Raw genomic sequence first — 25,093 nt, 5'->3', positions numbered from 1 at the left:
ATTGAGAAACGGCAAATACACTCCCAGACACACAAATTCGTTCGATAAAAGAAAAGGGAGGCCGAAGCCTCCCTGAATGAAACCCTATGTAAAACGACTTACTGCTGCTTGACCGGAGTAATTATAACGCACCTCTCGGGATCAACACCCTCGGAATGCGTAGTAATCGAGTCATCACCACGGAGCGCAAGGTGAACGAGCCTGCGCTCATAGGCATTCATCGGTGCAAGCTTCACGGCGAGACCGTTCTTACGAGCCTTGGAGGCGGCGTTGCGGGCAACAGACTGAACCTTATCGCGGCGACGGCTCTTGTAACCCTCAATATCAACAACGATCGGATAGTGGAAGCCAATCTTCTTGGAAAGCATGGAAGAGAAGACTACCTGAAGGGCATCGAGAGTCACACCATGACGGCCAATGAGAATGGCGAGGTTACCACCGTTGACATCGAGGATCAACTCACCCTCGTCACCGTCATACTCATCAATCGAACTATTGTTCTCACCAAAGCATCCCAGGATAGACCTAAGAATCTCAATCGCAGCGTCTGCGACCTTATCTACCTGGTCATCAGTGAGATCGCCTGTCTCTTCGTAGGCGGAGCGGATGGCGTCGAACTCCTCGACGGTCTCCACAATCTCCTCGCTCATGTTTACCTCCAGATAAGACATGTCGCGCATCTTCTAACGAGGATGCGCGACCTGCACGGATATATGTCGTAAGACCTAGGACTTCTTGTGCGGACGCTGCTTGCGCTCACGACGAACGACGTTGATGTTCACCGGCTGGTTAGACAGACGCTCGGCCTCCTCGGCCTTAGCCTTCTCGGTCACCTTACGAGTGATGAAGACCTGCTGGACGACGCCCCAAGCAGAAGAGGTGACGTAGTAAAGAACAACGCCGATGGGCACGGACCAGCCGAACCACATCATCATGAGCGCCATAACGATGCCCATGATCTTGGTCTGCTGACCCTGCATGGACTCCGTAGCCTGCTGGTTAAGCAGCATCGGAATGAGCGTCAGGACACCAAAGGCGAGGTCGAACACGATGTAGAGCCAAGCGGCAGCCCAACCGAGCTCGAGGACGGCACCGTTCGGGGAAAGTGCAAGGGACTCGAAGATGCCGTAAAAGTGGGCGTCGGCGGGAATCTGGTAACGAAGCACCGAGAAGAGAGCGAAGAAGACTGGCATCTGAATGAGCGTGGGTAGGCAGCCACCCAGCGGGTTGAACTTGTTCTCGCTGTAGAACTTCTGCATCTCGAGGTTCATGCGCTGGGGATCATCCGCGTAGCGCTCCTGAATCTCCATCATCTTCGGCTGGAGAACCTGCATCTTAGCCATCGAGCGCGTCGAGCTCACGGTAAGAGGGGTGAGCAGAATACGGATGATGGCCGTAAGAATGATGATTGCCAGGCCCCAGTCACCGACGAGGTTCGCAATGAACGTCAGGATCTGGGCAATGACGTAGATGATTCCATCCCACATGGGAAGTACCTCCAGTTGTTCCGCCCTTACGGGACGGGGTCATAGCCGCCTTTGTGGAAAGGATTACACCTGGCGATGCGCGCCAGGGTAAGCCAACCACCTCTGAGTGCGCCATACCGACGAAGTGCCTCTATGGCGTACTCAGAACAGGTTGGTTCATAGATGCATGACGGAGGAAGGATGGGCGAGACATATCTTTTGTATGCCTTCACGAAACGAATGAGGCAACGGGCGATAAAACCCTGCCCATCCTTCTCCGTAGTAATCATGCGTTGATTCTCTTCCTCAGCTTCGCAAGTGCCGCGGCGACCTCGTGGGAGGTGGCCCCGTACGTCGCTGGCGTCGAGAAAAGAATCACATCGAAGCCCTCTGGCGGAAAATCCGCCTCCGCCGCCGCAGCTCGAAGTACACGCTTACACCTATTGCGATGTGGCGCACATCCGAGCTTCTTTGCAGCGACATAGGCAACGCGGCCCACACCATCTCCCTCGACAGGACTCACAGTAAGCCTGACGAGAGGATGGTTGAGCCGCTTACCACCACGGAAGACCTTTTCAAAATCCCTTTTGGACTTGATGGTCTCCATGAATGTCCTAGACAGTGAGCTTCTTGCGACCCTTGGCACGGCGACGGGCGAGAACGGCGCGGCCACCCTTGGTGGCCATGCGAGCACGGAAGCCGTGGCACTTGGCGCGCTTGCGCTTATTGGGCTGGTACGTACGCTTCATAGTGGTTCCTCCTGAGTGACAAATCTCATCACTGCATTAGCAGTCAAGCTCTCCGATTGTAGGGGTGTGGGTTGCATGATGTCAATTTGAATATTGGGAAATTGCGAGGTTATCCCACAGAAAAGCACCTCATTTGCACGCCTTGGCCACGAAACCACAACGGGTGAGGTCCACCAGGGGCGCAACAACAAGACCTTGTGTTCGCTATCGATCGGCCTTTCATGAGGAGAAAATCTGTTGCCAAACATTTCAGAAATAGGCGGAAATCATCCGCAAAGGATGAAATAATCAACAGTGCAACGTGAAACATTTTGCCTGTAGACAAGGTATTTCACGAGCAGCTTGAGGTTTGTCATCGCAGGTTATCAACAATCTTTCATCAGGTGTTGATAACTTTCGGTTGGTGAAAAAAAGCTTGTGCAAGTTTTCATCATCTGTTGGAATCTTGTTGAAAGAGCATGAAAAGCCCCGCTAGGGCCGTGAAAGAAATGGATGAAAGATGGCAGATGCCTTCTATCCCTTCGTAGGAGAAGGGCCAACGGAAATAGGCGCGGGAGCAGACGAGGTGGAAAACTCCACCTCGCCCGAACTTGGCGAGGTCGTCACCAATCCCACACGAATCGCCATCTTCGATGACCCCGCGGCAGCACCGAGGGTGGTCGTCATTCAGCCGTCGGACGTGCGCTCTTATCTGGAGGAGATCACCGCGACCGTCACACGCCTCGCCAAGGAGCAGGGCGGCAAGATCTCGTTCACGGTCATCCGCGAGGTTGTTGAGAACCTCGTCCACGCATATTTCAAGGAGCCGACTGTCTCCATCCTCGACGGCGGAAACACCATCCGCTTCTCAGACCAGGGACCCGGTATCCGCGAGAAGGACCGCGCACTCGAATACGGAACCAGCTCCGCCACGGAGGAGATGAAGAAATACATTCGAGGTGTGGGATCGGGCCTTCCTTACGCCCAACAGTACATGGAAGACCACGGCGGCACGCTCACCATCGAAGACAACATCAACTGCGGCACCATCGTGACCATCTCGATGCCCAATGAGAGCGCGAATGAGCCCGTACCTGCGATGCAGCCGACGAACGAGGCTTGGCAACAGCCCCAGAGCATGGCGGCAGCAGCCGGGCAGAATCCCTATCAGCAAGGGTGGCAGCCGGGCGCGCAGCAATACCCTCCGCAGGCAGGGGCACAGTATCCCCAGCAGATGATGGGCTATCCGCAGCAAAGCATGGGTCAGCTCCAGCCGCAAGCGCAGCAGCAGGGGATGCTCCAATCGCAGCAGCAAGGGATGCCCCAATACCAGCAGGGCTATCCGCAGCAGATGCCCCAGCCATGGGGTGCCGGGGTCTGGCCGGCGACGCAGGGTTACTACCCCTACGCCCAGGGAATGCCACAGGCTCCCTACCAGCAGCAAATGCCCTGGCAGCAGCAAATGCACCCGGCACCCCTCAGCGAGAGGGCGCAGCAAGTCATCGCCTATCTCGCCCAGCACGAGAGCGTGGGCGTGGTCGACCTCGTGGCGGCATATGGCGGATCAAACGCAACTTGGAGCCGCCAGCTTCAGGAGATGGAGAACCAGGGCATAGTCGCCAAGAGGGGGCAGAAGCGGTACCTCACGGATATGGGCATGACGCTCATCCAGCAGTAGAAAACCTGTGAGCCAGCGGGGATATCCGACCGTTTCCCCAAACAGCATCGAATCGCTTCGGGCGGCGGTGGCATCAAAGTTTCACCGCCGCCCGAAGCGGTTTTCAACACTTGCTCCACCTCAGCTCAAAGCTCACATATAATGAGTTTTCAACATTTTGGGAGAAGGACGGCGGCGCGCCGTCCAGACAGTTTGGATCCACGCACAATGAGCGATCTCTCAACCCAAGAGTCAGACGCCCAGATCCTCTGGGACGACGTGACGAACATGCTCGAAGAAGAGGGGATAGCACCCGCCACCCTCGCCATGCTTCGCAGCTGCACGGCGGAGGACCTCACGGAGGACACCCTGACCATCTCGGTCAAGGGCGCGTTCGTGAAGCGCAACGTCGAGAGAAACGCACCGATCATCGAAGACGCCCTCGAAAGGGCGGCCTTCCAGCACTTCAACGTTTGCGTGACGCTGGCGGGAGGGGCGCCTTCCGGCAACCCGTCCGCTGCGCGTCCCAGCGCCGCGCAGCAACAGGTGCCGGCTCCCATGCCCCAGGTCACGCCAGCGCCCATGCCCCATATCCACCAAACCCAGACGACCATCTCGCGCGAGGAGCTCGAGCGCCTGATGAACCCCTCCGCCGAACCCGTCGCGACGCAGGCGGCGCCCGCGCCGGCGGCCCCTCGGAAGAACCCCCTCGTGGGAGACATCGCACCCGAGGATTCAGAGCTCACCTTCGAGACGTTCATCGAGGGCGAGGAGAACCGCATGGCCCTCCAGGCGGCAAAGGCGGTCGCCAACGGCAGCCACGCCTACAACCCGCTCTTTATCTACGGTGGCCCGGGGATGGGTAAGACTCACCTGCTCAAGGCCATCCAGAACTACCTCGCCGTCAACGACCCGGAACGCGTCTGCGTGTATCGAACCGCTACGGAATTCGTAAATGACTACAGCACCGCAATGGTGGACACCACGAAGGACGTCAAGCAGGCGCTCACAGACAACTACCACGGCGTCGACGTCCTCATCATCGACGACATTCAGGGTTTCCGCTCGAAGGCAGGATCCGTTCAGTTCTTCTTTGACACCTTCAACTTCCTCACGAGTCACGGCAAACAGATCGTGCTCGCCGCAGACAAGAGCCCCATCGAGCTCGGTCTCGAGGAACGCGTGTCCACCCGCCTCGACTCAGGCGTGACCATTTCCATCCAGGTCCCAAACTACGAGCTCAAGCTCGGCCTCCTCAGGACCTTTTATAAGAGGATGAAGGACTTCGCACGAGAGATGGGGGACGCCGCCTACGACGGCGAGCTCACCGAAGAGGACCTCGAGTTCATGGCGGAGCGTTCCGGCGCATCAATCCGTACCATCAAGAGCTTCTGCCAGGTCTGCATCCTCGAGGCCGCCAACAGGCAGCGCGGAGGGTCTCCCCTCACACGCGAGGACATCACGAAGATCGCCGAGGCAAAATGGGGTGCCAACACACGTACCTTCACGATTGAGCAGATCCAGAAGTTCGTCGAGACTAGGTACAACGTCACCCACACGGACCTCGTGGGAGACAAGCGCAACAAGACCCTCATGGAACCACGCCACGTCGCCGTGTGGCTTGCGCGAGAGCTCACGGACTCGACCCTCGCGGACATCGGCGAGCGCTTTGGCGGCCGCACCCATGCGACGGTAAAGCACAGCCTTAAGTGGGTCGAGGAACGCCGCACGGAGGACCGCATCGTCTACGACAAGATCATGCGCCTCAAGGAGGACCTGATGGCGAGCTCTTAGCATTCGACAACAAAATGTCGAAAGGTGGTAGAAGATGGTGGAAAACCAGGGTCAAAATGTTGAAAGAATTTCAGCCGCTATTCTCTGTAGATAACTCAGGTTCTCTATCACCCGTGAATGCGCTAGCGAAATAAGCCATCTACCAGCACTGTTAAGAAGTTTTCTACGTTTCTACACGCCTTACTACCATTACTAACATGTATATCTATATATAAATAGATATAGATAGGAGAGACACATGCGTTTCACCGTCAGCCAGTCGTCCCTTGCCAAGGCGCTCTCCATCGTCTCGAAGGGAATCGCCACTCACTCGACCATCCCCGTTCTCGGAGGCATCCTCATGAAGGCCTCCGGCGGCACTCTAGAAATGCAGGCTTCCGATCTCGACACCTCGATTCGACACAAGATCGCAGCCAACGTCGAGGAGGAGGGCGAAACCGTCATCTCCGGACGCATGCTCACGAGCGTCGTGAAGAACCTGTCTGACTCGGCAGTAACCTTTGACGGCGGCGAGGGCACCATCCACCTTACGTGCGACAAGAGCTCCTTCCACCTCAATTGCCTGAACGCCGCCGACTTCCCGAGCTTCCCGGAGATCGCGATGGAGCGTTCGGTCGAGCTACCCTGCAACATCCTTTCGGAGATGGTCGACAAGGTCTATAAGGTGACCTCCCGCGACACGAGCCGCCCGATCCTCGCTGGCGTCCTGCTCAACGTCGAGGAGAACCTCGTGCGTCTCGTTGCCACGGATTCCTATCGTCTCGTTGTGTGTGACACCAACGTCGAGACCTCCTCTCTCGACGGGACCTTCGAGATGATCATCCCTGGCACCGTGTTCCACGACGTCCTATCGCTTCCCAGCGAGTCCCCGACGATCATCATCGGCAGCACTGCGAACCAGGTCATCTTCGTGTTTGGTAACACCACCTATGTATCCAGGCGCATCGAAGGCACCTTCCCCGACTATAAGAAGCTGATCCCGTCCACCTGCCTCACCTCCGTCAAGGTGAAGGTCGCGGATCTCGCCGGCGCTCTGCGCCGCGTCAGCTCCATCGCCACGTCGAACTCCTCCGTGAGGCTTGACGTCGATGCCGATTCCGGCCAGATGCTCCTCTCATCGACCTCGCCGGATCAGGGAGACGCCCGCGAGCAGCTTTCCGTCGACGTCGAGGGTCAGTCGAACTCCATTGGCATGAACTACCGCTACGTCGGCGATTGCGTGAGCGCCCTTAACCAGGAGAGTGAGGTCACGCTCGAGCTCCAGGAGAAGATGCGCCCCGGTGTCTTCAAGAGCTACTCGAAGATCAACTACCTGTACCTGCTCATGCCCGTGCGGATGTAGCTCGTGTCTCTCGTTGTCACTCGAATCTCGTTCAGCGGATATAGGAACCTCGACGGGGTCGTGCTTGAGCCTTCGCCCGGCGTGACGGTCCTTGTTGGACCCAATGCCGTTGGAAAGACGAACACCGTCGAGGCGCTCCAATACCTCACCGCGGGGCAATCGTTCCGCCGCCCGTCTCCGGCAGAGCTTGTCGCCCCCGGAGCTCGGGAGGCGCGTGTGTCCGCACGCCTCGAGGGCGATGGGCGAGTGGTTGACGTCGAGCTCGTCGCCGCCGAAGGCTCGCGCAAGTTCCTGAGAAATGGCAAACCCTGTCGCAGCCAGGACCTGCCGGGAACCCTACTCTCGATTCTCTTCTGCCCCGATGACCTGTCGCTCGTGAAGGGTTCGGCCTCGATGCGCAGGGGAGAGCTCGATTCGTTTGGAGCCCAGGCGAACGTTGGGTATCGCAAGGTCCTCTCGGCATACACGCATTCCGTCGAACAGCGAAATCGCCTTCTGAAGGATGGCTGCGACCCCGTTCTTCTCGACGCGTGGGACGAGTCGGTGGCCCTGGGCGGCGCGACGCTCCTTCACCATCGCCTCAACCTCTTCACGCGCCTTTCCTCACTCGTGGGTGAGGTGTACGCGGATGTTGCCTCCGGAGAGGCGCTCGCTTGCCGCTATGTGCCGAGCGTCGCCGGCGCCGAGGCGGGCATGGGACGCGACCAGCTTCGCGATCTCATGCTCCGGCGCATGGAGGAGAGCCGCGACGACGACCTCCGCCGAGGACAGACTCTCGTCGGTCCTCATCGCGACGACATCTCCTTCGAGATCGAGGGGCGCGACGCTCGGGCGTTCGGTAGCCAGGGGCAGCAGCGTACCGTCGCCCTCGCTTGGAAGATGGCGGAGGTGAGGCTCTGCGAAGACCTTCTCGGTGAAAGGCCGCTGCTTTTGCTCGATGACGTCATGAGCGAGCTTGACGAGAACCGCCGAGCTTGCGTGACGAAGTTCGTCGAGGGCGGGATTCAGACGGTCATCACGACGACCAACCTCGGCTACTTCGACGACAGCCTTCTCGAGGGGATGAAGGTGGTCCGTTATGGCGGCTAGGTACTACGGGCACGAGGGTGGCCGGGCCCGCGCCGCGGCGAGGAGCGTCTATGACCCGCTCGACCCCGCCAAGCAGCACGCCGCCGCCACCGCGGCAGACGTGGTCGCCGCCTATGTCGATAAAAGAGTCGCTCGCGGCGCGTCGGACGTGAACAAGGCCCTGCACGCATGGAGGAAGGTTTGTGGCAAGCGCGCTGCCAAGCACACGGTTGCCGTCTGGCTCAATAAGCCCAAAAGCGGCGTGGGCCTGCCGGAGCTCGTCGTCTACCTCGATGGCAACGCGCTCATGGTCGACCTCACTACTAACGCGGAGCTTTTCGTTGACCGTCTCTCGTACGAGGGCCTCGAGGTCGCCCGCGTGAGGTTCAAGCTGAGTAGGAAGGCGGGCGAGCGTGCCGTAGCGCAAGAGGAACCCTCCCGTGTCGAGGAGGAGCTCCCGCCCCTTTCCACTATTGAGGCAGCGCGTATCGCCGATAAGGTTTCGAGGCTTGACCCTCGTCTGCGCGAAAACGCGTCTAAAGCGATGGAATACTCAATTCGTCGCGCGAAGTTGGAAAGTACGCGAGAAATCAAAAGGGACCCGCAGAACCCCTGACAATCCGCCAGAGCCATATTATGCGTAAGGGTTTTCGTCGATTTAGGTTTAGGCTGTGCCAAATAGGACGCCTGTACTAAACTAGTAAAGATTGACTAGAAACCCTAAGGAAAGGACTGTCGGGTGTCAGAGTCTCCCAATGAACATGGCTACGACGGCGGCGAGATCAAGATTCTCGAGGGCCTTGAGGCTGTCCGCAAGCGTCCGGGCATGTATATCGGCTCGACCAGCTCGAGCGGTCTCCACCATCTCGTGTGGGAGATTGTCGACAACTCTGTCGACGAGGCCATGGCCGGATTCTGCAACGAGATTCGCGTCACGGTGCACGCCGACAACTCCATCACCGTCGTCGACAACGGCCGTGGCATCCCCGTTGACCTGCACCCGGTGAAGAAGATCCCGACTCTCGAAGTCGTCATGACGATCCTCCACGCCGGCGGCAAGTTCGATAACAGCGCGTACAAGGTCTCTGGCGGCCTCCACGGCGTGGGCATCTCCGTCGTGAACGCCCTCTCCAAGAGGGTCGTCGTTCAGGTCAAGCGCGACGGCCACATCTATGAGATGGAGTTCTCGCGCGGCAAGACCGTCGAGAAGATGAAGGTCGTTGGCGAATCCACCACCACGGGCACCACGGTCACCTTCTGGCCGGATGACGAGATCTTCGAGACGTGCGTCTATGATTTCGACACCCTCCACAACCGTCTGCAGGAGACGGCCTTCCTCAACAAGAACCTCAAGATCGTCCTGACGGACGAGCGCGAGGTGACGCCGCGCGTCGTCGAGTTCTGCTACGCTGGCGGCATCATTGACTTCGTCAAGTTCCTGAACGAAGGCAAGGACGTCCCCGAGGGCCTCAAGGATCCCATCTACCTCGCCGGCAAGACCGAAGAGGGCACGCCCGTCGAGAAGATGGGCGAGGTCGAGGTCTCCCTCCAGTGGAATACCGGCTACGGCGAGAGCGTGATGTCGTTCGCCAACGACATCTATACGCCCGAGGGCGGCATGCACCTCGAGGGCTTCCGCACCGCGCTTACTCGCGTCATCAATGACTATGCGCGCAAGCAGGGTCTTCTCAAGGAGAAGGAGCCCAACCTCACGGGTGACGACGTTCGCGAGGGCCTCTCCGCCGTCATCTCCGTCAAGCTTCCGGACCCGCAGTTCGAGGGCCAGACCAAGGCCAAGCTTGGCAGCTCCTACATGCGCTCGCTCACCAACAAGGTTGTCGCCGATGGCCTTGCGGAGTACCTCGAGGAACATCCCAAGCAGGCTCGCACCATCGTCAACAAGGCCCAGCAGGCAAGCAAGGCCCGTACTGCCGCCCGCAAGGCTCGCGAGGCGACGCGCCGCAAGAGCCTCCTCGAGAGCGCGGCACTTCCCGGTAAGCTTGCGGACTGCTCGGTCCGCGACGCCGAGCTCACCGAGCTCTTCATCGTCGAGGGCGACTCGGCAGGCGGTTCGGCCAAGGACGGCCGTCGCCGAGACATCCAGGCGATTCTCCCCCTGCGCGGCAAGATCCTGAACGTCGAGCGCGTCGGCGATCACCGCGCCTTCTCGAGTGAAACCATCCAGTCGCTCATCACGGCCATCGGTACCGGTGTGACCACGGGCAATGGTGAGGGCGGCGATTTCGACATCACCAAGGCTCGCTACCACAAGATCATCATCATGACCGATGCAGACGTCGACGGCGCCCACATCCGCATCCTGCTGATGACCTTCTTCTACAAGTACATGCGCCCGCTCATCGACGCCGGCTACATCTATGTCGCCTGCCCGCCGATCTTCGGCGTCAAGGTGCGTAAGAAGATCCACTACGTCTATCCCAACGGCCGTCAGCCGGAGGAAGAGATCCTTCGTGACACCATCCGCTCCCTGGGATTCAGCCCGGATGAGGACGAGGACACCAAGGACGATTCCGGCAAGCTCAAGAAAAAGAAGAAGGGCTATGACGTCCAGCGCTACAAGGGCCTGGGCGAGATGGACCCGAAGCAGCTCGCCTCCACGACCATGGACCCCAAGACCCGCATCCTCCAGCGCGTGACCATCGAGGACGCCGCCGCGGCTGATCGCGCCGTCCGCGAGCTCATGGGTACCGAGGTCGAGTACCGCCGTGACTACATCGAGCGCCACGCCCATGACGCCCGTTACCTGGACGCCTAAGAGAAAGGCCAGAAGTGGCAGACGATAACAACACCAACAACGAGGTTGGGGCAGACCTGCCTGACGACCTCAAGCGCCTGCTTGATCGCGCCTCTGCCGAGGATGACGGCACTGACGTCTACGTTGAGGATGACGGCGAGGCCGAAGAGGAGGATGACGGCGAGCTCGAGGAGGAGTTTGGCGCCGCTGGCCGTGGAACCGACTCTGGCGAGGTGGACGAGCACGGCGGCGCTCTCCAGATCAGCGAATTTGGCCACGAGATGCGTCAGTCCTTCATCGAATATTCGATGTCGGTCATTACCGCTCGTGCTCTGCCGGACGTTCGCGACGGTCTGAAGCCGGTCCACCGCCGCATCCTCTATGCGATGAACGAGAGCGGCATCTTCCCCAACCGCCCACACAAGAAGAGTGCGTGGACGGTCGGCGAAGTTATCGGCAAGTACCACCCGCATGGTGACTCTGCTGTCTATGACACGATGGTCCGCCTGGCCCAGTGGTTCAGCATGCGCACCCCGCTCGTTGACGGCCATGGCAACTTCGGCAACATCGACGGTGACTCCGCGGCCGCTATGCGTTACACGGAGAGCCGTCTCGCCAAGCCCGCCATGGAGCTCCTCCGAGATCTCCAGAAGGACACGGTCGATTGGCAGCCCAACTATGACGAGTCGCTCTCCGAGCCCTCCGTCCTGCCTGCCCGTTTCCCGAACCTCCTGGTCAATGGCTGCAACGGCATCGCGGTTGGCATGGCGACCAATATTCCGCCGCACAACCTCGGCGAGGCCATCGAGGCCACGTGCATGCTCATCGATAACCCGGATGCGACGACCGACGAGCTCATGTCGGTTATGCCCGGCCCGGACTTCCCGACGGGTGCCATAATCATGGGTATCAATGGCATTCGCGACGCCTATGAGACCGGTCGCGGCTCGCTGACCGTTCGCGCCAAGGCCCACGTCGAGACGACGAAGACCGGCCGCGCCCGCCTCATCTTTACCGAGATGCCCTACCAGGTCAACAAGGGCGCGCTCCAGGAGAAGATCGCCCAGCTCGTCAACGAGAAGCGACTCGAGGGCATCTCTGACCTCCGTGACGAGTCGAACCAGAAGGGCATTCGTCTCGTCATCGAGCTCAAGAAGGATGTCATCCCGCAGGTCGTCCTCAACAACCTGTATAAGTTCACCCAGCTCCAGACCACCTTCGGCGTGATCAACCTGGCGCTCGTGAACGGCGTGCCCAAGCTCCTGACACTTCGCCAGATGCTGCAGCACTATATCGACCACCAGGTCGACGTGGTGACCCGCCGCACCCGCTTCGACCTCAAGAAGGCGAAGGCTCGTGCCCACATCCTCGAGGGCTATCTCATGGCTCTCGACCACATCGACGAGGTCATTCACATCATCCGCTCGTCTCAGACCGACACTGAGGCTTCCCAGCGCCTTATCGAGCGCTTTGGCTTCTCTCCTGAGCAGACCCAGGCCATTCTCGAGATGCGCCTCCGCCGTCTCACCGGCCTCTCTCGCGATCAGATCCAGGAGGAGCTCGACGGCCTTCGCAAGGCGATCGCCTACTACGAGGACCTGCTTGCCAACCCGGAGAAGATCCTCGCCGTCATCAAGGACGAAATGCGCGAGATCGAGCGCAAGTTCGCCGACAAGCGCCGTACCGAGATTTCCGTCCAGGGCACCAAGGAGCTCAACGTCGAGGACCTCATCGCCGACGAGGACATGGTCATCACCGTGACGCACGCCGGCTACGTAAAGCGCACCCCGGTTGCCACCTACCGTGCCCAGAAGCGCGGCGGCAAGGGCGTCCAGGGAGTGAGCCTCAAGGACGAGGACTTCGTCGAGGACCTCTTCGTCGCGAGCACGCATGACTATGTGCTGTTCTTCTCGAACAAGGGTAAGGTCTATCGTCTCAAGGTCCACGAGCTGCCGATTGGCCAGCGCACGGCCCGCGGCACCGCGATCGTCAACCTCGTGCCGTTCAGTGAGGGCGAGCGCGCCACGGCCGTCATTACCTGCCGCACCTTCCCCGAGGACGAATACCTGATGTTCGCGACGGCGAACGGCACGGTGAAGAAGACCGCCATGAGCGCGTATGACCGCACGCGCCACGATGGCATCATCGCCATCAACCTGCGTGACGGTGACGAGCTCGTGAACGTTCGTCGCGTGCGTGAGGGTGACAAGGTCATCCTCGTCTCGACTGACGGCAAGGCCATCATGTTCCCGGAGAGCGATGTCCGTCCGATGGGTCGCGATACCTCTGGCGTCCGCGGCATCACCCTCAAGGGTGACGCGAAGATGCTCGGCATGGAGATCACCAACGGCAACGGCGACCTCTTCGTCATCACTGAGAAGGGTTACGGTAAGCGCACACCCGTTGCTGAGTATCCCGAGCACAAGCGTGGCGGCCAGGGTGTCTACACGATCACTATGACTGACAAGAAGGGCAACCTTGCGGCCTGCCGCGTCGTTGGTCCGCAGCATGAGCTCATGATTGTCTCCACGGATGGTGTCGTTATCCGCGTGAAGGTGAAGGATATCTCGAAGCTCGGACGCTCGACGCAGGGCGTGAAGGTTATGAGCGTGGGCGATAGTGACTCTGTCTGCGCGCTCGCTCGCATGAGGGTCGCCAAGGACGAGCCCGACCAGAACGCGGGCGGCGAGGAATCCTCCGCCTCTAACGAGGACGACAAGGTCGATATCGGTGACGAGGAGATGGACGAGAGCCTGATCGACGAGTAGGCACATCGCCCTAATCAACCTGACGGGCGCCGGCCTCGCGGGTGCACGCAAACATCTCAACGCGCGGTGCGCGTTTCGAAAATGTTTGCTTAGCACCCACGGGGCCGGCGCCCTGTTGTTTACGTTGTCGGGATGTGCACGTCGCTCAGGACTGGGGCGTCCTGAGCTGCTTTCTGCCCACGGAGCTGACGCCCTGTTGTTGACGTTGGGGCGGTGTGCTGCCGTCCAGGACTGGGGCGTCCTGGGCTGCTTTCAGATCGGGCTAGGGCTCGCGGGGAGATTCGAAGTCGGAGGGGGAGAGGGACTCGACGAAGGCGTGGAACTCCTCGGCTTCGCGACGCTTCTCATCGCTTGCGATGGCCTCGAAGTTTGGGAGGCCTGCGCGAGAGAGGACGTCCTCGCTTGCGAGGATGGGCTTGTCACAACGCAGTGCCAAGGCAATGGCATCCGAGGGACGAGCGTCAACGTGGTGGGTGGCGCCGTCTGCCGCGATTACGTCAACCGTAGCGAAGAAGGTCGTGTCCTCAACGCGGGTGATGCTAGCGGAGGAAACCTCACCGCCCAGGACGGTGATAACGCTCGAGAGGAGATCGTGCGTATCCGGACGGCGGTGGGTCTCGCTGTCTGCCGCGCGAGCGATCTGTGCGGCGTCAACCATGCCAACGCTGAGGGGGAGAACATCCATTGACGCTGATCCGATGATATCCTCTGCGTTGAGGTTGTGGTCGATGGCCACCTTGGGGTCTGCCCCCGTATCCGCAGCGGGAGAAAGTACGATTGCGGAGGGGAGGGGCGGATTGCCCACGATGACGTTCGTTATAACCATGCGAACCATATGTTCCACTCCCTCCGAGTGAATGGGAAATCCCGCCTGAAGTAGTAGTTAATCCTACCCAATAGGATGGACAGAAAAAACTCTCAAAGATTTTTAAATTTCTGTTGACCTATGGCATTGGGTTGGCTTATTATAGCCAAGCGCGATGTGAAAGACGCACCGCATGTGGGCCCGTAGCTCAGTTGGTCAGAGCGTCCGGCTGATAACCGGGAGGTCACAAGTTCGAACCTTGTCGGGCCCACCACCTTTTTGCAAATAAACGCCCCAGCGTGAGCCGAGTCGCCGCTGGGGCGTTTATTACTAAAAGGGGACGTAGCTCAGTTGGGAGAGCGCGGGCTTTGCAAGCCTGAGGTCGTGGGTTCGATCCCCATCGTCTCCACCAGTCTGTTTCGCCGGAGTGCTTCTCCGGCGTTTTTTATGCTGACATCCCCTGCTCGACGCCCGCATTCTCAAGGCATCTCTGAATGCCCGCGAAGCGTGAAAAGGCGTAACCGTTATCGTTTCTCCGGACTCCGTCGCCGGCTTCAAAAGCGATGATAATTTGGGACTTTTGTCTCCGTTTTTATAGTCCCCCCTCTCGAATATCATGCGAAGATACATGGTGTGACGAAGGGAGGCGACTCGTGCGCGCAACTAGAAAGCTTCAACATATTGCTCCCTCCCGTTATCTCTCCCCGTCGCTAATCATTGAGGCTGCCTCCTTCTCCCTCTACTTCTTCACCTGGAAGCTCTGCATGTCCGTAACGCTGGGGCGTACTCCTCGTCTTGCGGATCCCGGCGTCATAGGGAACGTATACGCGATTCTGCTCGCCTTTACGGGGCTTGGTTACGTCCTATTCTGGGTTGCGGGAGCCTATCTTCCCGGCTCGATGGAGAAAAGAACCGCTGCCGCTGCCGCAATGTCTCTTTGTGTTACCGGAGCCATTGGGATGGTGGCAACCCTTCGCCTTCCTGGCTTCCTCATCGCGAGCTGCACGACGATTCTGGCTCTTGGCTACCTTGGTGCCGCCGTCCATCATGGGTTTAGCCTCGTGTCGTACGAGAGCGAGGTCTCTGGGCGAGCGCTTGGGATTGGCATGGGCGCTGCCTCCCTGCTCGAATATCTAGCCGAGACCCTCGGGATGACCCCCGCGGTCTTTGTGGTTTGCGTAATTCTGAGCGCGCTCGCCATTTTGTGGCTTGACGGTCGTCCCGCTAGGCGGTGGCTATACGATCACCGGCCATCGCCGCAGGAGGTATCCGGCGTGAGCAGGGGGCCGATCGTCCTTCTTGCAGTTGCTGCCGCCGCCATGACCCTTGACTACGGCCTTCTCGACGGCGTCCTCGTCTGGAACTATGCAAATGGGAATATCCTCAGTACCGGTCTCTCCAAGATCGTCTACTCGCTTTCGCTTCCGTTCGTCGGCGTGTTGTTTGACCTGAAGAAAGGTCGACTTCGCTCCCTCATCACGATATGCGCGATGTTCCTTGTCGCTGCGGCGGTGCCCGCGGCGGAAACGCCGGAGGGAATGCCTGCCGCCGCCTTTATCGCAGGAATTTATGGCTCTTTCTATGTCATGTATCTCAGCGCGAGCTTCATGAGGGTCGCGCCTAAGACGTCTTGCCCAGAGATCGTTGCAAGTATGGGAAGGGCCATCAGCTGTCTTGTGGGCGCCTTGGGCGCACTGCTCGCACGTCTCCTCTTTGAATCGCTGGGCGTGGTCGTGACGGTGGCCTTGTCATGCTTGCTTTCGGTCGTCTGCCTTCTTGTCCTTGTTCGTGACATCGCGTGGGGAATTACGGAGAACCTGGACGAGGCGAAGGCGGGGGTCGGCGAAAACCCCGTCCAGGCACCCGCCCTTCCATCCCGCGAAGAGGCGCTTGCCCTATACGCCGAGAAGATTGGTCTTACCGCGAGGGAAGGGGAAGTGTATACGGCCCTCCTGACGACGGACCTCGGCGTTCAAGAGATTGCGGATGGCCTGTTCGTCTCGCGCCGCGTGGCGCAGAGGCATATTTCCGCCATATACGAGAAAGCGGGAGTTACCACGCGCGTTGGTCTCTATCGAGAATTCGATGCCTGGTTCGATGGGTTCAGGGTCCACGGGAAGGCGTAGAGAGAGCGAGCTGGGCGCTGCTCGTCGATATCAAACGCTCGTTTCGACACTTCCGAACACGATTAATTGCCCTTTTGCATCGACAAATATGCGCCTCCGCAGCCAACGCATGGCTTTGTTTTCCCTTACCGTTCGCGGAAACGGTGAATTATGAAACAAGTTAATCTACCTGCGAGTTTTCAAGTTTGGCACACATGTGACCTATTGAATTGACCTCGATTTACTGACGATAAGCTCGGTTATCTAGCTTTCGTCGGAGGAGGTCACCATGAAGCGGCTAAGGCTTCTGTTGTTGTTTGCGATATTCCTTACGTTGGCGCCTGTCTCGGCCTTCGCTGCCACGGCTGGCGCCGAGACGGTCGCCGACCCCTCGTCCGCGACAACGTGGCGCAACTGGGGTCTCGAGAATTCGACGGAGAACGTCGGCCGTATTTGGACTGACAAGACCGTCTCGGATGGCGACATCGAACTCACGGGTGCCGGCGACCCCATAAAGATTGAGAAGGGTGACTCGGACTTCCTGACGTCACTCTCCGCCATCTCCTCGACGTCGAACCTGACGACGACGTCCACGACGCCCTTGGACATTGTTCTCGTTCTCGACGCCTCGGGCTCCATGAAGGAGAACATGGGTTGGAGCGGCACCACAAAGATGGACGCTCTTAAGGCTGCCGCGAATGCCTTCGTCGATGAGATTGCAAAGGCTAACGAGGGAATTGACGACCCGGCGATGCAGCATCGGGTCTCCGTCGTGAAGTTTGCAAGCGACGACGCTGGCGATCGTATCGGTAATGATTTCACTCGCAGTGGTTACAACTACAGCCAGCGCATGATTGGCCTTACGGCCTGCACGCAGGATGGCAAGGGGACCATCACCTCCCAAATCAATGCTCTCAAGCCCTCTGGAGCCACCCGAGCCGACTACGGCATGTCCCAGGCGCAGAAGGCTTTGAACGACGCTCACCCTGGTGTTAAGACGGTTGTTGTGTTCTTCACGGACGGTACGCCGACTAAGAGCAATGAATTCAGCGAGAGCGTCGCCAACCGTGCTGTCTCCACCGCCAAGGCCCTTAAGGACGGCGGAACCACCATCTACACCGTTGGCATCCAGAGTGGCGCCAATCCTTCCGCCGACCCAAATAAATGGACCACTACGGATGAGAACAAGTTCCTGCACGCCGTGTCCAGCAACTATCCCGCCGCAACGAAGTATGACAGGCTTGGTGCGCGCGCGACTGACTCCGACTTCTATAAGACGGCGACAAGCGCCGACGGCCTCAAGGATGTCTTTAGCGGAATCTCGCAGGAAATCGCGAACGCGGCGGGACATCCTACTGATGTCGTTGAGGGTGCCGAGAACACGTCTGGCTACGTGACGTTTACCGATCAGCTGGGCGACTACATGAAGGTAGACAACTTCGAGAGCATTGTCTTTGCCAGCCAGGTCTTCTCCGATCCCGATTTCTCCACCTCCGGCAATGTTGATACCTACACGTTCCATGGCGCGGCCGGTAACGTGCTCTATCCCACGGGCGACCTTGCCGATGTCATCATCCGCGTCGAGCGCTCCAATGATGCCCGGACTGGCGACAAGGTGACCGTCTCCATTCCGGCATCTCTCATTCCGCTTCGCCATTTCAACGTTGACGAGGATGCGGGAACCGGTGACGTGACGCTGACGTTCCCCATCCGCGTGTTCTACGGGTCGAGCCTCAAGGAAGAGGCGATTGACCTCCTCGCGAACCCCGACGAGGCCATGGTGAACTACATTGCCAGCCACACGGATGAGGATGGGAAGGTCTACTTCCTCGCGAACGCGTACTCCGGTGGGGCGGATGGCGACACGATGTTCGCGTTCACTCCCGCGACGGGTAACAGGTACTACTACATCACCGAAGATAGCCCGCTCTATCTCGATGTCGAGTGCACCCAGCGCGCCCGTGGTCCGCTGAGTAGCTCTGCGACGTATTACTACGAGCAGTCTTGGTATGACATTGCTGGCGGAAAGGCCACCAGGGCCTCGAGCGTGGCCTCCTTCCCCGGTAGTGTTGCCGAGGGTATCACCGGCGGAATTGGCACCGATGAATCTGGATATCTCGTTCTGAAGAAGGGTGCCCGCCGTCTCACCTATATCAACGAGCTGCGTACCGACAAGAATTCCAACGATACGGACACTGCCTCCACCATCATCAATCCTCACTGGAATGGCAAGACGATCAACGTCGCCCTCGGCAACAATGGTCGCATCTCGCTCGAGCAGCCCGGGACGCTCGCGATTTCCAAGACGGTCGCCGTTCCTGCTGGCTTCGACGAGGCCCACTACAACGACCTCGACTTCACGTTCAACATCTCGATCCCCAACGCCGCCGGCAAGACGTCCAAGGCAACCGTCAAGGGTGAGGACGGGACGGTCCACGGTGACGAGTCCTGGAATCTTGCATTTGATGCCGCCGGCAACGCCACGCACACGCTCAAGCATGGAGAGACTCTCTACGTGTATGGCCTTGCTCGGGGAACTGCCTATACCGTGACCGAGGAAGCCACGCGGGGCTTCGAGACTTCGCCCTCCGCCGCGCAGGAAGGTAGGATCGAGGCCGGGCTCGAGGCTAAGGCGGAATTCACGAACACCTATTCCGCTACGGGAACGCTCTCCGGTGGAGAGAACCTCGTCGGCGAGAAGATCCTCAATGGCCGCGATTGGCTTGCGAACGATAGCTTCACCTTCATCCTCCAGGGTCTCGACGGTGCTCCCATGCCGAAGGGTGCCGAGAAAGACATCTCTAGGGTGGTCGTGACGAGCCCCGAAGGCACGGCCTCCGGCACGCCTGTCACCTTCAACTTTGGTGACATCGCCTACGACGCGCCTGGCACCTACACCTATCAGATTTACGAGCCCGCCGAGGAAGCCACGACGCCCGGTGTGTCGACCTCGCTTGCCCTCTACACCGTGACCGTCATGGTCGAGGACAACCACGACGGAACGCTCGCCACCTCCTCCGAGATCACGCGCGTCCGCGACGACCTCGGTGCCGCCGTCGCCGCTGATGCCGCCGCGACGAACGCCGCGAGGTTCACGAACACCTTCGACGCCACTTCACAGGGGTGGGCGCCCATCGCCACGAAGACGCTGCACGACGCGTCTGGCGCGCTGTCTCTCCAGGCTGGAATGTTTGACTTCTCCCTGACGCCTGTCGATAACGCTCCCATGCCCGACGGCATGACCGAGCTCGTTGGCCGCAACAACGCCAATGGCGTCGTGGGCTTCGAGGGAATCACCTTCACGAGCGAGGACGTGGGCAAGACCTACCAGTACAAGATTTCCGAGAAGGTCCCCGCCGACCGTCGCCCCGGCATGACGTATGACACCACGGTCTGGATCGCGACCGTGACTGTGACCCACGAGACCGTCGACGGCGAGAACCTCGTCAAGGTTTCCGCCACTTATACCCGCGAGGGCGAGAGCGAGAGCCATGGAGAGGCTGCGTTCGAGAACTCTTATACGCCCCAGGCGTTCACTGGGTCCGGTGTCATCAAGGGTGAGAAGCACCTTGTTGGCCGAGACATGCTCGATACGGATAACTTCAACTTCTCCCTGAGCCTCGTCTCTGGCCCCGAGAACGGCGTCGCCTCTGACATGGCCCTCGAGCACAAGACCAACGGCAACGTGGTCAACTTTGAGTCCGGCGAGATGACGTTCAACAAGCCTGGCGAGTACGTCTTCGACATTCGCGAGAACGCCCCTGCCGAGGATAGCGCGGGTATCACGTGGGACCGCCACGTCGCCACCGCAACCGTCACCATCGTTGACGACAATGGCAAACTCGCCCTTGGGAACGTCTCCTACGACAACACGACCTCCGCGATCGACACGGACAAGGCCGTTACCGATCATGCGGCCTTTACGAACGTCTACGCGCCCACCGAGGTTGCCTACTATCCCGGGCTTACTGTGAGCAAGGTCCTCACCGGCCGTTCTATGGATATGGGCATGTTCTCCTTCACCATTACGGGCAAGAATGCCACCGCCGAGAACGGAACCGTCGCGGCGACGGCTGACGAGGCGAATGCCCTTCTCGCCGATTCCGACAAGAGCTTCTCCAACACCCAGGAGCGCGCAAGCGGCATCGCCGAGGACATGGCAAAGCTGTCTGACGTGGTCTTTAGCGCGGAGAACGCCAACAAGACCTACGCATTCGACGTGGCGGAGGTCATCCCCGCCGTTGAGGACAAGGTCCCTGGCGTTACCTATGACGAGCGCACGCACGAGGTAGTCATCTCCGTCATCGATAACCTTGACGGTACGCTGACGGTTACGACGAAGATCGACGGCCATGTCGTGAGCGATGACAGCCGTAGGGTCCTGTTCGGGAACACGTACCATGCCGAGGACGCCAGCTTCGCCACGGCGGATTTCGGCCTGACGAAGGTCCTTGAGGGCCGCGACTGGCAGGACGGCGACAGCTTTACCTTCCTGCTCGAGGGCGTCAACGGCGCTCCCGTCCCCATGGGTGACGATGGCGCTTCCTCCACGAGCGTCGCCGTCGGACCCAATGACGTCGTCGACGGCGCGGCCAAGATCGACTTTGGCTCCATCGCGTACACGCAGCCTGGCCAGTACGACTACAGGGTCACCGAGGAGCGCGGAAACGCCGGTGGCATGAGCTACAGCAACAACGTCGCCACCTTCCGCGTCACCGTGCGAGACAACACGGAGACCGGCAAGCTCGAGGCGACCGTCAGGCTCATCTCCGGTGACAGGGAGTTCGTCAACACGTATGACTCCAGCATCCCGACCGACCAGCTCGTGAACCCCCATTTCTCCAAGGTGCTCAAGGGCCGTGAGTGGCGCGAGGGAGACAACTTCACCTTCACGATCAGCGCCAAGACCGAGGGTGCGCCGCTACCCGTTGATGCCAATGGCGAGGAAGTCACCAGTGTGACCGTCAGGAATGCGGACGAGGCTGCTGACTTCACGTTCGGCACCATCCCGTTCATGTATGACATGGTGCGCGATGGCGCCCGCACGTTCGTCTACGAGGTTCGCGAGAACGCCTCCGGCATCCCCGGAATCTCTGACGACAAGCATGTCGCGACGGTGACCGTAACGGTCGCTGACCAGGGCACCGGCACGATGAGCGTCGTCGTGGAGAACAAGAACAACGTCTTCACGAACACCTATAGCTCACAGCTCGACTACACGGCTGCCGGCGGCCTGAGCGTAACGAAGACGATGAACGGCCGTGCCATGCGCGCGGGAGAGTTTGGATTTGACGTTGTCGCCACCGGTGATGGCGACAAGCTCGGGATTGCCGGCGAGCACGCCAGCTCCGCAGCCCCTGACGGGGACGAGGCTCTTGTGGTGAGCTCTCCCGCGGGCGTCACGTTTACCCAGGAAGACGTGGGGAAGGTCTACTCCTACACCATTACCGAGAAGGGTGGCAATCTTGGTGGCGTCATCTATGACGCAACGAGCTACAACGTCGAGATCACCACGGCTGATAACGCCTCTACCGCCAGACTCACGGTAACGACGCACATCACGAGCACGTCTGGTGTCGACAACACGTACACCTACGTTGCCGGTTCCGACGCGAACGCCGCTGCGAAGGTCTCCTTCGTGAACTCCTATGCCGCCAGCGGCAAAACTGATTCCATCGTTGGCACGAAGTCTATGACGAACGGCCTCATGTTCGACAACGACTTTAACTTCCGCCTGGTTTACGGCAAGGACGCCGGCAAGGTCGTTTCCACTGCCACGAACGTCTCCGGTCAGGTGAACTTCGGAGTCCTGTCCTATGACAGCGCTATGCTCGCGGGCCTTGTTGACAAGGGCCTCGCTACTCGCACGGGCAACACCTGGACCATCCCGTACGTCGCCTACGAGGTTACCGACGGTCTCAGCGACAAGGGTGTGACGGCCACGGCGTCGAGCTTCTCCTTCAACGTGACCGTTGTGGATAACGGCGACGGAACGCTGACTTGCACCGCGGACCTTCCTAACGGCGGTCTCGCGTTCCTCAACACGTACGCGACGGGCGAGCCCGTTTCCATCGGTCTCAAGGGCTCCAAGCAGCTCGGCGTGCCCAAAGGCCTTGATGGCACCGATATCACCGGGAAGTTCACCTTCATCGTCGAGGGCGAGGCTGGTGCCCCCATGCCCACCCGCACCCGGACCACGAACGATGCGAATGGCGACGTCGACTTTGGCTCGATCACGTTTAAGCTCGATGACCTTCTGAAGGCCCTTGACGAGAACGGCGAGACCAACGACGCCGCCGGCGAGGCGGAAGGTGCGGGTGCCGTGACTGGTGACGCCGCTGCCCTGGGCGAACCCTCACCCACGCCTAACGCGCAGTTCAACGAGCCTGCGGTGGGAGAGACCGGGAACTCCGTTGTCGATTCCGAGCCCGACGCTGCTCCTCCCGCAACTCAGGAAGCCGCTCCCGCGCCGTCTGAGGGTGCTGTGTCTGAGTCCGCTCCCGAGCCGGCACCTCAGGCCCTTGCCAACCATGACGCTGAGGCGGACACCGTTGCCACCGCTTCCTGGCGTAGGTCTCGCAGTCTGATGCGCGTCGTCTCCGACACCGCTGCTGCTGCCGCGACCGATGGCGAAGCTGGTGCCGAGCCCGTTCGCGAGCGTTCCCACACCTACCGCTACGTCATCACCGAGAGCGGTTCTGCGAAGGGCGTCACGAATGACGCACAGTCCACACGTGTCGTGTACATCAGGGTTACGGATAATGGCCTCGGCAAACTCACTGTTGCTCGCGTCGACGCGAACGGCAACGAGCTCGATGGCCCGGCCTTCACCTTCACGAACTCCTACAGCGTCACGTCCACTACTTCTAGCGTCACCGATCAGATCAAGGTCCACAAGACCCTGACCGGACGCACCCTCGATGAGAACGAGTTCACGTTTGACCTCCTCGAGGATGAGCGTATCGTCGCAACTGGTAAGAACGACGCGTCCGGCAATGTGGTTCTGAGCGCCATTGAGTACACCGCTCCTGGCGTCCACAACTACACGATTCGAGAGCATGGCCACGGGACCACCGCGAATGGCGTTACGTATAGCGATGCAACCTACCGTGTGACGACGACCGTCGTGGACAACGGGGACGGAACCCTCGGCGTTACCCACAAGCTTCTGGATGCGGATGAGGCTGAGTTCGAGAACGTCTACACCGCCAAGCCCACCAAGCTCGCGCTCACCGCGGCCAAGGTGCTCGAGGGCGCAGACCTCAAGGCCGGCCAGTTCACCTTCAAGCTCTCCGGTGGCGGTGTCGAGCTCACCGCGACGAATGACGCGAACGGTCAGGTTACGTTCTCTGAGCTCTCCTTCACGCAGGCCGGCACCTACACGTTTACCATCTCCGAGGTGAACGATGGCCAGCAGGGCGTCACGTACGACGAAGCGGAGCGTAAGGTCACCGTCACGGTCGAAGACGATCGTCAGGGCAACCTCATCGCGAGCATGAACCAGGAGGAGCTCGCGGCTTGCGTGTTCCGCAACACGTACACCAAGCCCGAGGAGCCCGCGAAGCCCTCGACCCCGGCGCCGCCCACGAGGTTCATCCCCCAGACGGGTGACCCCATCGAGTCTGCACCCATCGTGGTTAGCGCGGTTCTCGGCGTCGCCATCCTCGCCGTCGCCCTTGTCGTGAGCAAGAGGGGCAAGAGGAGTTAGGGGACCAAAGAAACCTAAGCCGGCGCGGCTCCTCCCATTGCCGCGCCGGCGAGGGTCTGCTCCTTTCCACCGGGCGGATTCGTCAAGCTTCTCCCGTTCTCCTTTCGCAATCCCCGCCCGGTGCTCTGGGAGCCGAGGTCAATTGGCCTCGGCTCCCTTCTCTTTTGGCGCGGAGCGCGCAACCTCGTGCGCGGATGCGTTACCATCTTTTCGATATCACGTCGAACGCGGAGGGTGACACATGGCGGACAATCACGGCAACGGCGGCGTTTCCGCTCAGACCGACGAGCTCGGTAGCACCCTCATGGGCGAGGTCCTCGATCGCCTCGCTACCGGCGAGGACTTCTCCGTTGTCGCCACCGCCGCGGATTCCCAGGGCCAGCGTATGACCTGCGAATTCGACGATGATTCCGCCGAGCAGTGCCTCGAAGCGGCCCGCACGTGGGTTCGCAACGGTGCTCGTGGTGAGGACAACGCTCGAGTCATTGGCAAGCCCGCCTGCTATGCCATCGCGTACCTTGGCGCGGTTGCGGATGAGGATGACGTCTTCCGAGATGCGCTCATCCTCGAGTTTGGCGAGCGCGGCGCCGAGTGCGGCTACTCCGCCTTCTCGCTCGTTGAGGGGATTGGCGCGGGCGATGACCTCGCCTGGAGCGATCCCGCCCCGGCTGGGGAGACCCCGAGCCTGCTGTAGGACTCGCCACGGCGGTTTTGAGACTGTCCCTCGACAAGCCCATAAGCCCTCGCGCCATTCTCGGCGCCTGCCCATCCGAGTGAGACCGGTCTCAACCGTGATACCTCGATGGATGCGCTTGTGAGGAAAGCAACCTACCGTCCACCGCGCTAAACTAAGCCGTTGGCCGAGAATTCGGCCCAAACATGCCATATCGCGCGTAA

16 protein-coding genes and 2 tRNA genes are annotated in these 25,093 nt (G+C 60.0%); 12 read left to right on the top strand and 6 right to left on the bottom strand.

Annotated elements, in window-relative coordinates:
• Positions 1–98 precede the first annotated feature (98 nt).
• From ABCN07_RS03530 to rpmH, 5 genes are read right to left on the bottom strand one after another with little or no spacing between them, the layout of a single operon-like run.
• Entirely contained in the window at positions 99–671 is a 573-nt protein-coding gene (locus ABCN07_RS03530; protein WP_343005389.1) for a R3H domain-containing nucleic acid-binding protein, read from the bottom strand.
• Positions 672–725: 54 nt separating this feature from the next.
• Positions 726–1,487, bottom strand: coding sequence for a YidC/Oxa1 family membrane protein insertase (locus ABCN07_RS03525; protein ID WP_343005388.1), 762 nt, complete (start codon positions 1,485–1,487; stop codon positions 726–728).
• Between the two features lie 26 nt (positions 1,488–1,513).
• Entirely contained in the window at positions 1,514–1,756 is a 243-nt protein-coding gene (gene yidD, locus ABCN07_RS03520) for a membrane protein insertion efficiency factor YidD (RefSeq protein WP_343005387.1), read from the bottom strand.
• Positions 1,753–2,073, bottom strand: coding sequence for a ribonuclease P protein component (gene rnpA, locus ABCN07_RS03515; RefSeq protein ID WP_320678520.1), 321 nt, complete (start codon positions 2,071–2,073; stop codon positions 1,753–1,755). Before rnpA ends, yidD begins: the two co-directional genes overlap by 4 nt.
• Positions 2,074–2,080: 7 nt before the next feature.
• Positions 2,081–2,215: a 50S ribosomal protein L34 gene (gene rpmH / locus ABCN07_RS03510; RefSeq protein ID WP_073296806.1), complete on the bottom strand. Its 135-nt coding sequence runs from the start codon at positions 2,213–2,215 to the stop codon at positions 2,081–2,083.
• A gap of 499 nt (positions 2,216–2,714) precedes the next feature.
• Here rpmH and ABCN07_RS03505 point away from each other — a divergent pair, with 499 nt between their 5' ends.
• The 7 genes from ABCN07_RS03505 to gyrA all read left to right on the top strand — a co-directional run bounded on the left by ABCN07_RS03505 (position 2,715) and on the right by gyrA (position 13,578).
• The gene (locus ABCN07_RS03505) at positions 2,715–3,872 is read left to right on the top strand and encodes an ATP-binding protein (protein WP_343005386.1); all 1,158 of its coding nucleotides are present in this window, start codon (positions 2,715–2,717) and stop codon (positions 3,870–3,872) included.
• 207 nt (positions 3,873–4,079) lie between these two features.
• Positions 4,080–5,645: a DnaA/Hda family protein gene (locus ABCN07_RS03500; protein ID WP_343005385.1), complete on the top strand. Its 1,566-nt coding sequence runs from the start codon at positions 4,080–4,082 to the stop codon at positions 5,643–5,645.
• 238 nt (positions 5,646–5,883) lie between these two features.
• Complete coding sequence (dnaN, locus tag ABCN07_RS03495; RefSeq protein WP_293814876.1) at positions 5,884–6,987, top strand: DNA polymerase III subunit beta; 1,104 nt, start codon at positions 5,884–5,886, stop codon at positions 6,985–6,987.
• 3 nt (positions 6,988–6,990) lie between these two features.
• Positions 6,991–8,076: a DNA replication and repair protein RecF gene (gene recF / locus ABCN07_RS03490; protein WP_343005384.1), complete on the top strand. Its 1,086-nt coding sequence runs from the start codon at positions 6,991–6,993 to the stop codon at positions 8,074–8,076.
• Complete coding sequence (locus ABCN07_RS03485; RefSeq protein WP_343005383.1) at positions 8,066–8,671, top strand: hypothetical protein; 606 nt, start codon at positions 8,066–8,068, stop codon at positions 8,669–8,671. The genes recF and ABCN07_RS03485 overlap by 11 nt, the downstream gene beginning before the upstream one ends.
• Positions 8,672–8,794: 123 nt before the next feature.
• Positions 8,795–10,831 carry a DNA topoisomerase (ATP-hydrolyzing) subunit B gene (gyrB, locus tag ABCN07_RS03480; protein ID WP_320678531.1) on the top strand — a complete coding sequence of 679 codons (2,037 nt, stop codon included), beginning with the start codon at positions 8,795–8,797 and terminating at the stop codon, positions 10,829–10,831.
• A gap of 14 nt (positions 10,832–10,845) precedes the next feature.
• Entirely contained in the window at positions 10,846–13,578 is a 2,733-nt protein-coding gene (gene gyrA / locus ABCN07_RS03475) for a DNA gyrase subunit A (RefSeq protein ID WP_343005382.1), read from the top strand.
• A 262-nt stretch (positions 13,579–13,840) separates the two neighbouring features.
• On the opposite strand, the gene ABCN07_RS03470 is transcribed toward gyrA, so the two are convergent.
• Complete coding sequence (locus ABCN07_RS03470) at positions 13,841–14,413, bottom strand: bifunctional nuclease family protein (RefSeq protein WP_343005381.1); 573 nt, start codon at positions 14,411–14,413, stop codon at positions 13,841–13,843.
• Between the two features lie 167 nt (positions 14,414–14,580).
• On the opposite strand from ABCN07_RS03470, the gene ABCN07_RS03465 reads away from it, so the two are divergent.
• The 5 genes from ABCN07_RS03465 to ABCN07_RS03445 all read left to right on the top strand — a co-directional run bounded on the left by ABCN07_RS03465 (position 14,581) and on the right by ABCN07_RS03445 (position 24,890).
• Positions 14,581–14,657: transfer RNA gene (locus tag ABCN07_RS03465), tRNA-Ile, on the top strand.
• 62 nt (positions 14,658–14,719) lie between these two features.
• Positions 14,720–14,795, top strand: a tRNA-Ala gene (locus ABCN07_RS03460).
• Between the two features lie 241 nt (positions 14,796–15,036).
• The gene (locus ABCN07_RS03455; protein WP_343005380.1) at positions 15,037–16,509 is read left to right on the top strand and encodes a hypothetical protein; all 1,473 of its coding nucleotides are present in this window, start codon (positions 15,037–15,039) and stop codon (positions 16,507–16,509) included.
• A gap of 268 nt (positions 16,510–16,777) precedes the next feature.
• Positions 16,778–24,196, top strand: coding sequence for an FctA domain-containing protein (locus ABCN07_RS03450; RefSeq protein WP_343005379.1), 7,419 nt, complete (start codon positions 16,778–16,780; stop codon positions 24,194–24,196).
• Between the two features lie 241 nt (positions 24,197–24,437).
• Positions 24,438–24,890, top strand: coding sequence for a hypothetical protein (locus ABCN07_RS03445; RefSeq protein ID WP_343005378.1), 453 nt, complete (start codon positions 24,438–24,440; stop codon positions 24,888–24,890).
• Positions 24,891–25,093: the final 203 nt, after the last annotated feature.

Source organism: Collinsella sp. 1033st1_E11_1033SCRN_220408 (assembly GCF_039062465.1).
Lineage (GTDB): Bacteria > Actinomycetota > Coriobacteriia > Coriobacteriales > Atopobiaceae > Parolsenella.
Note: the sequence above shows the minus strand (reverse complement) of the source record. Positions and strands in the feature narration are given on the sequence as shown.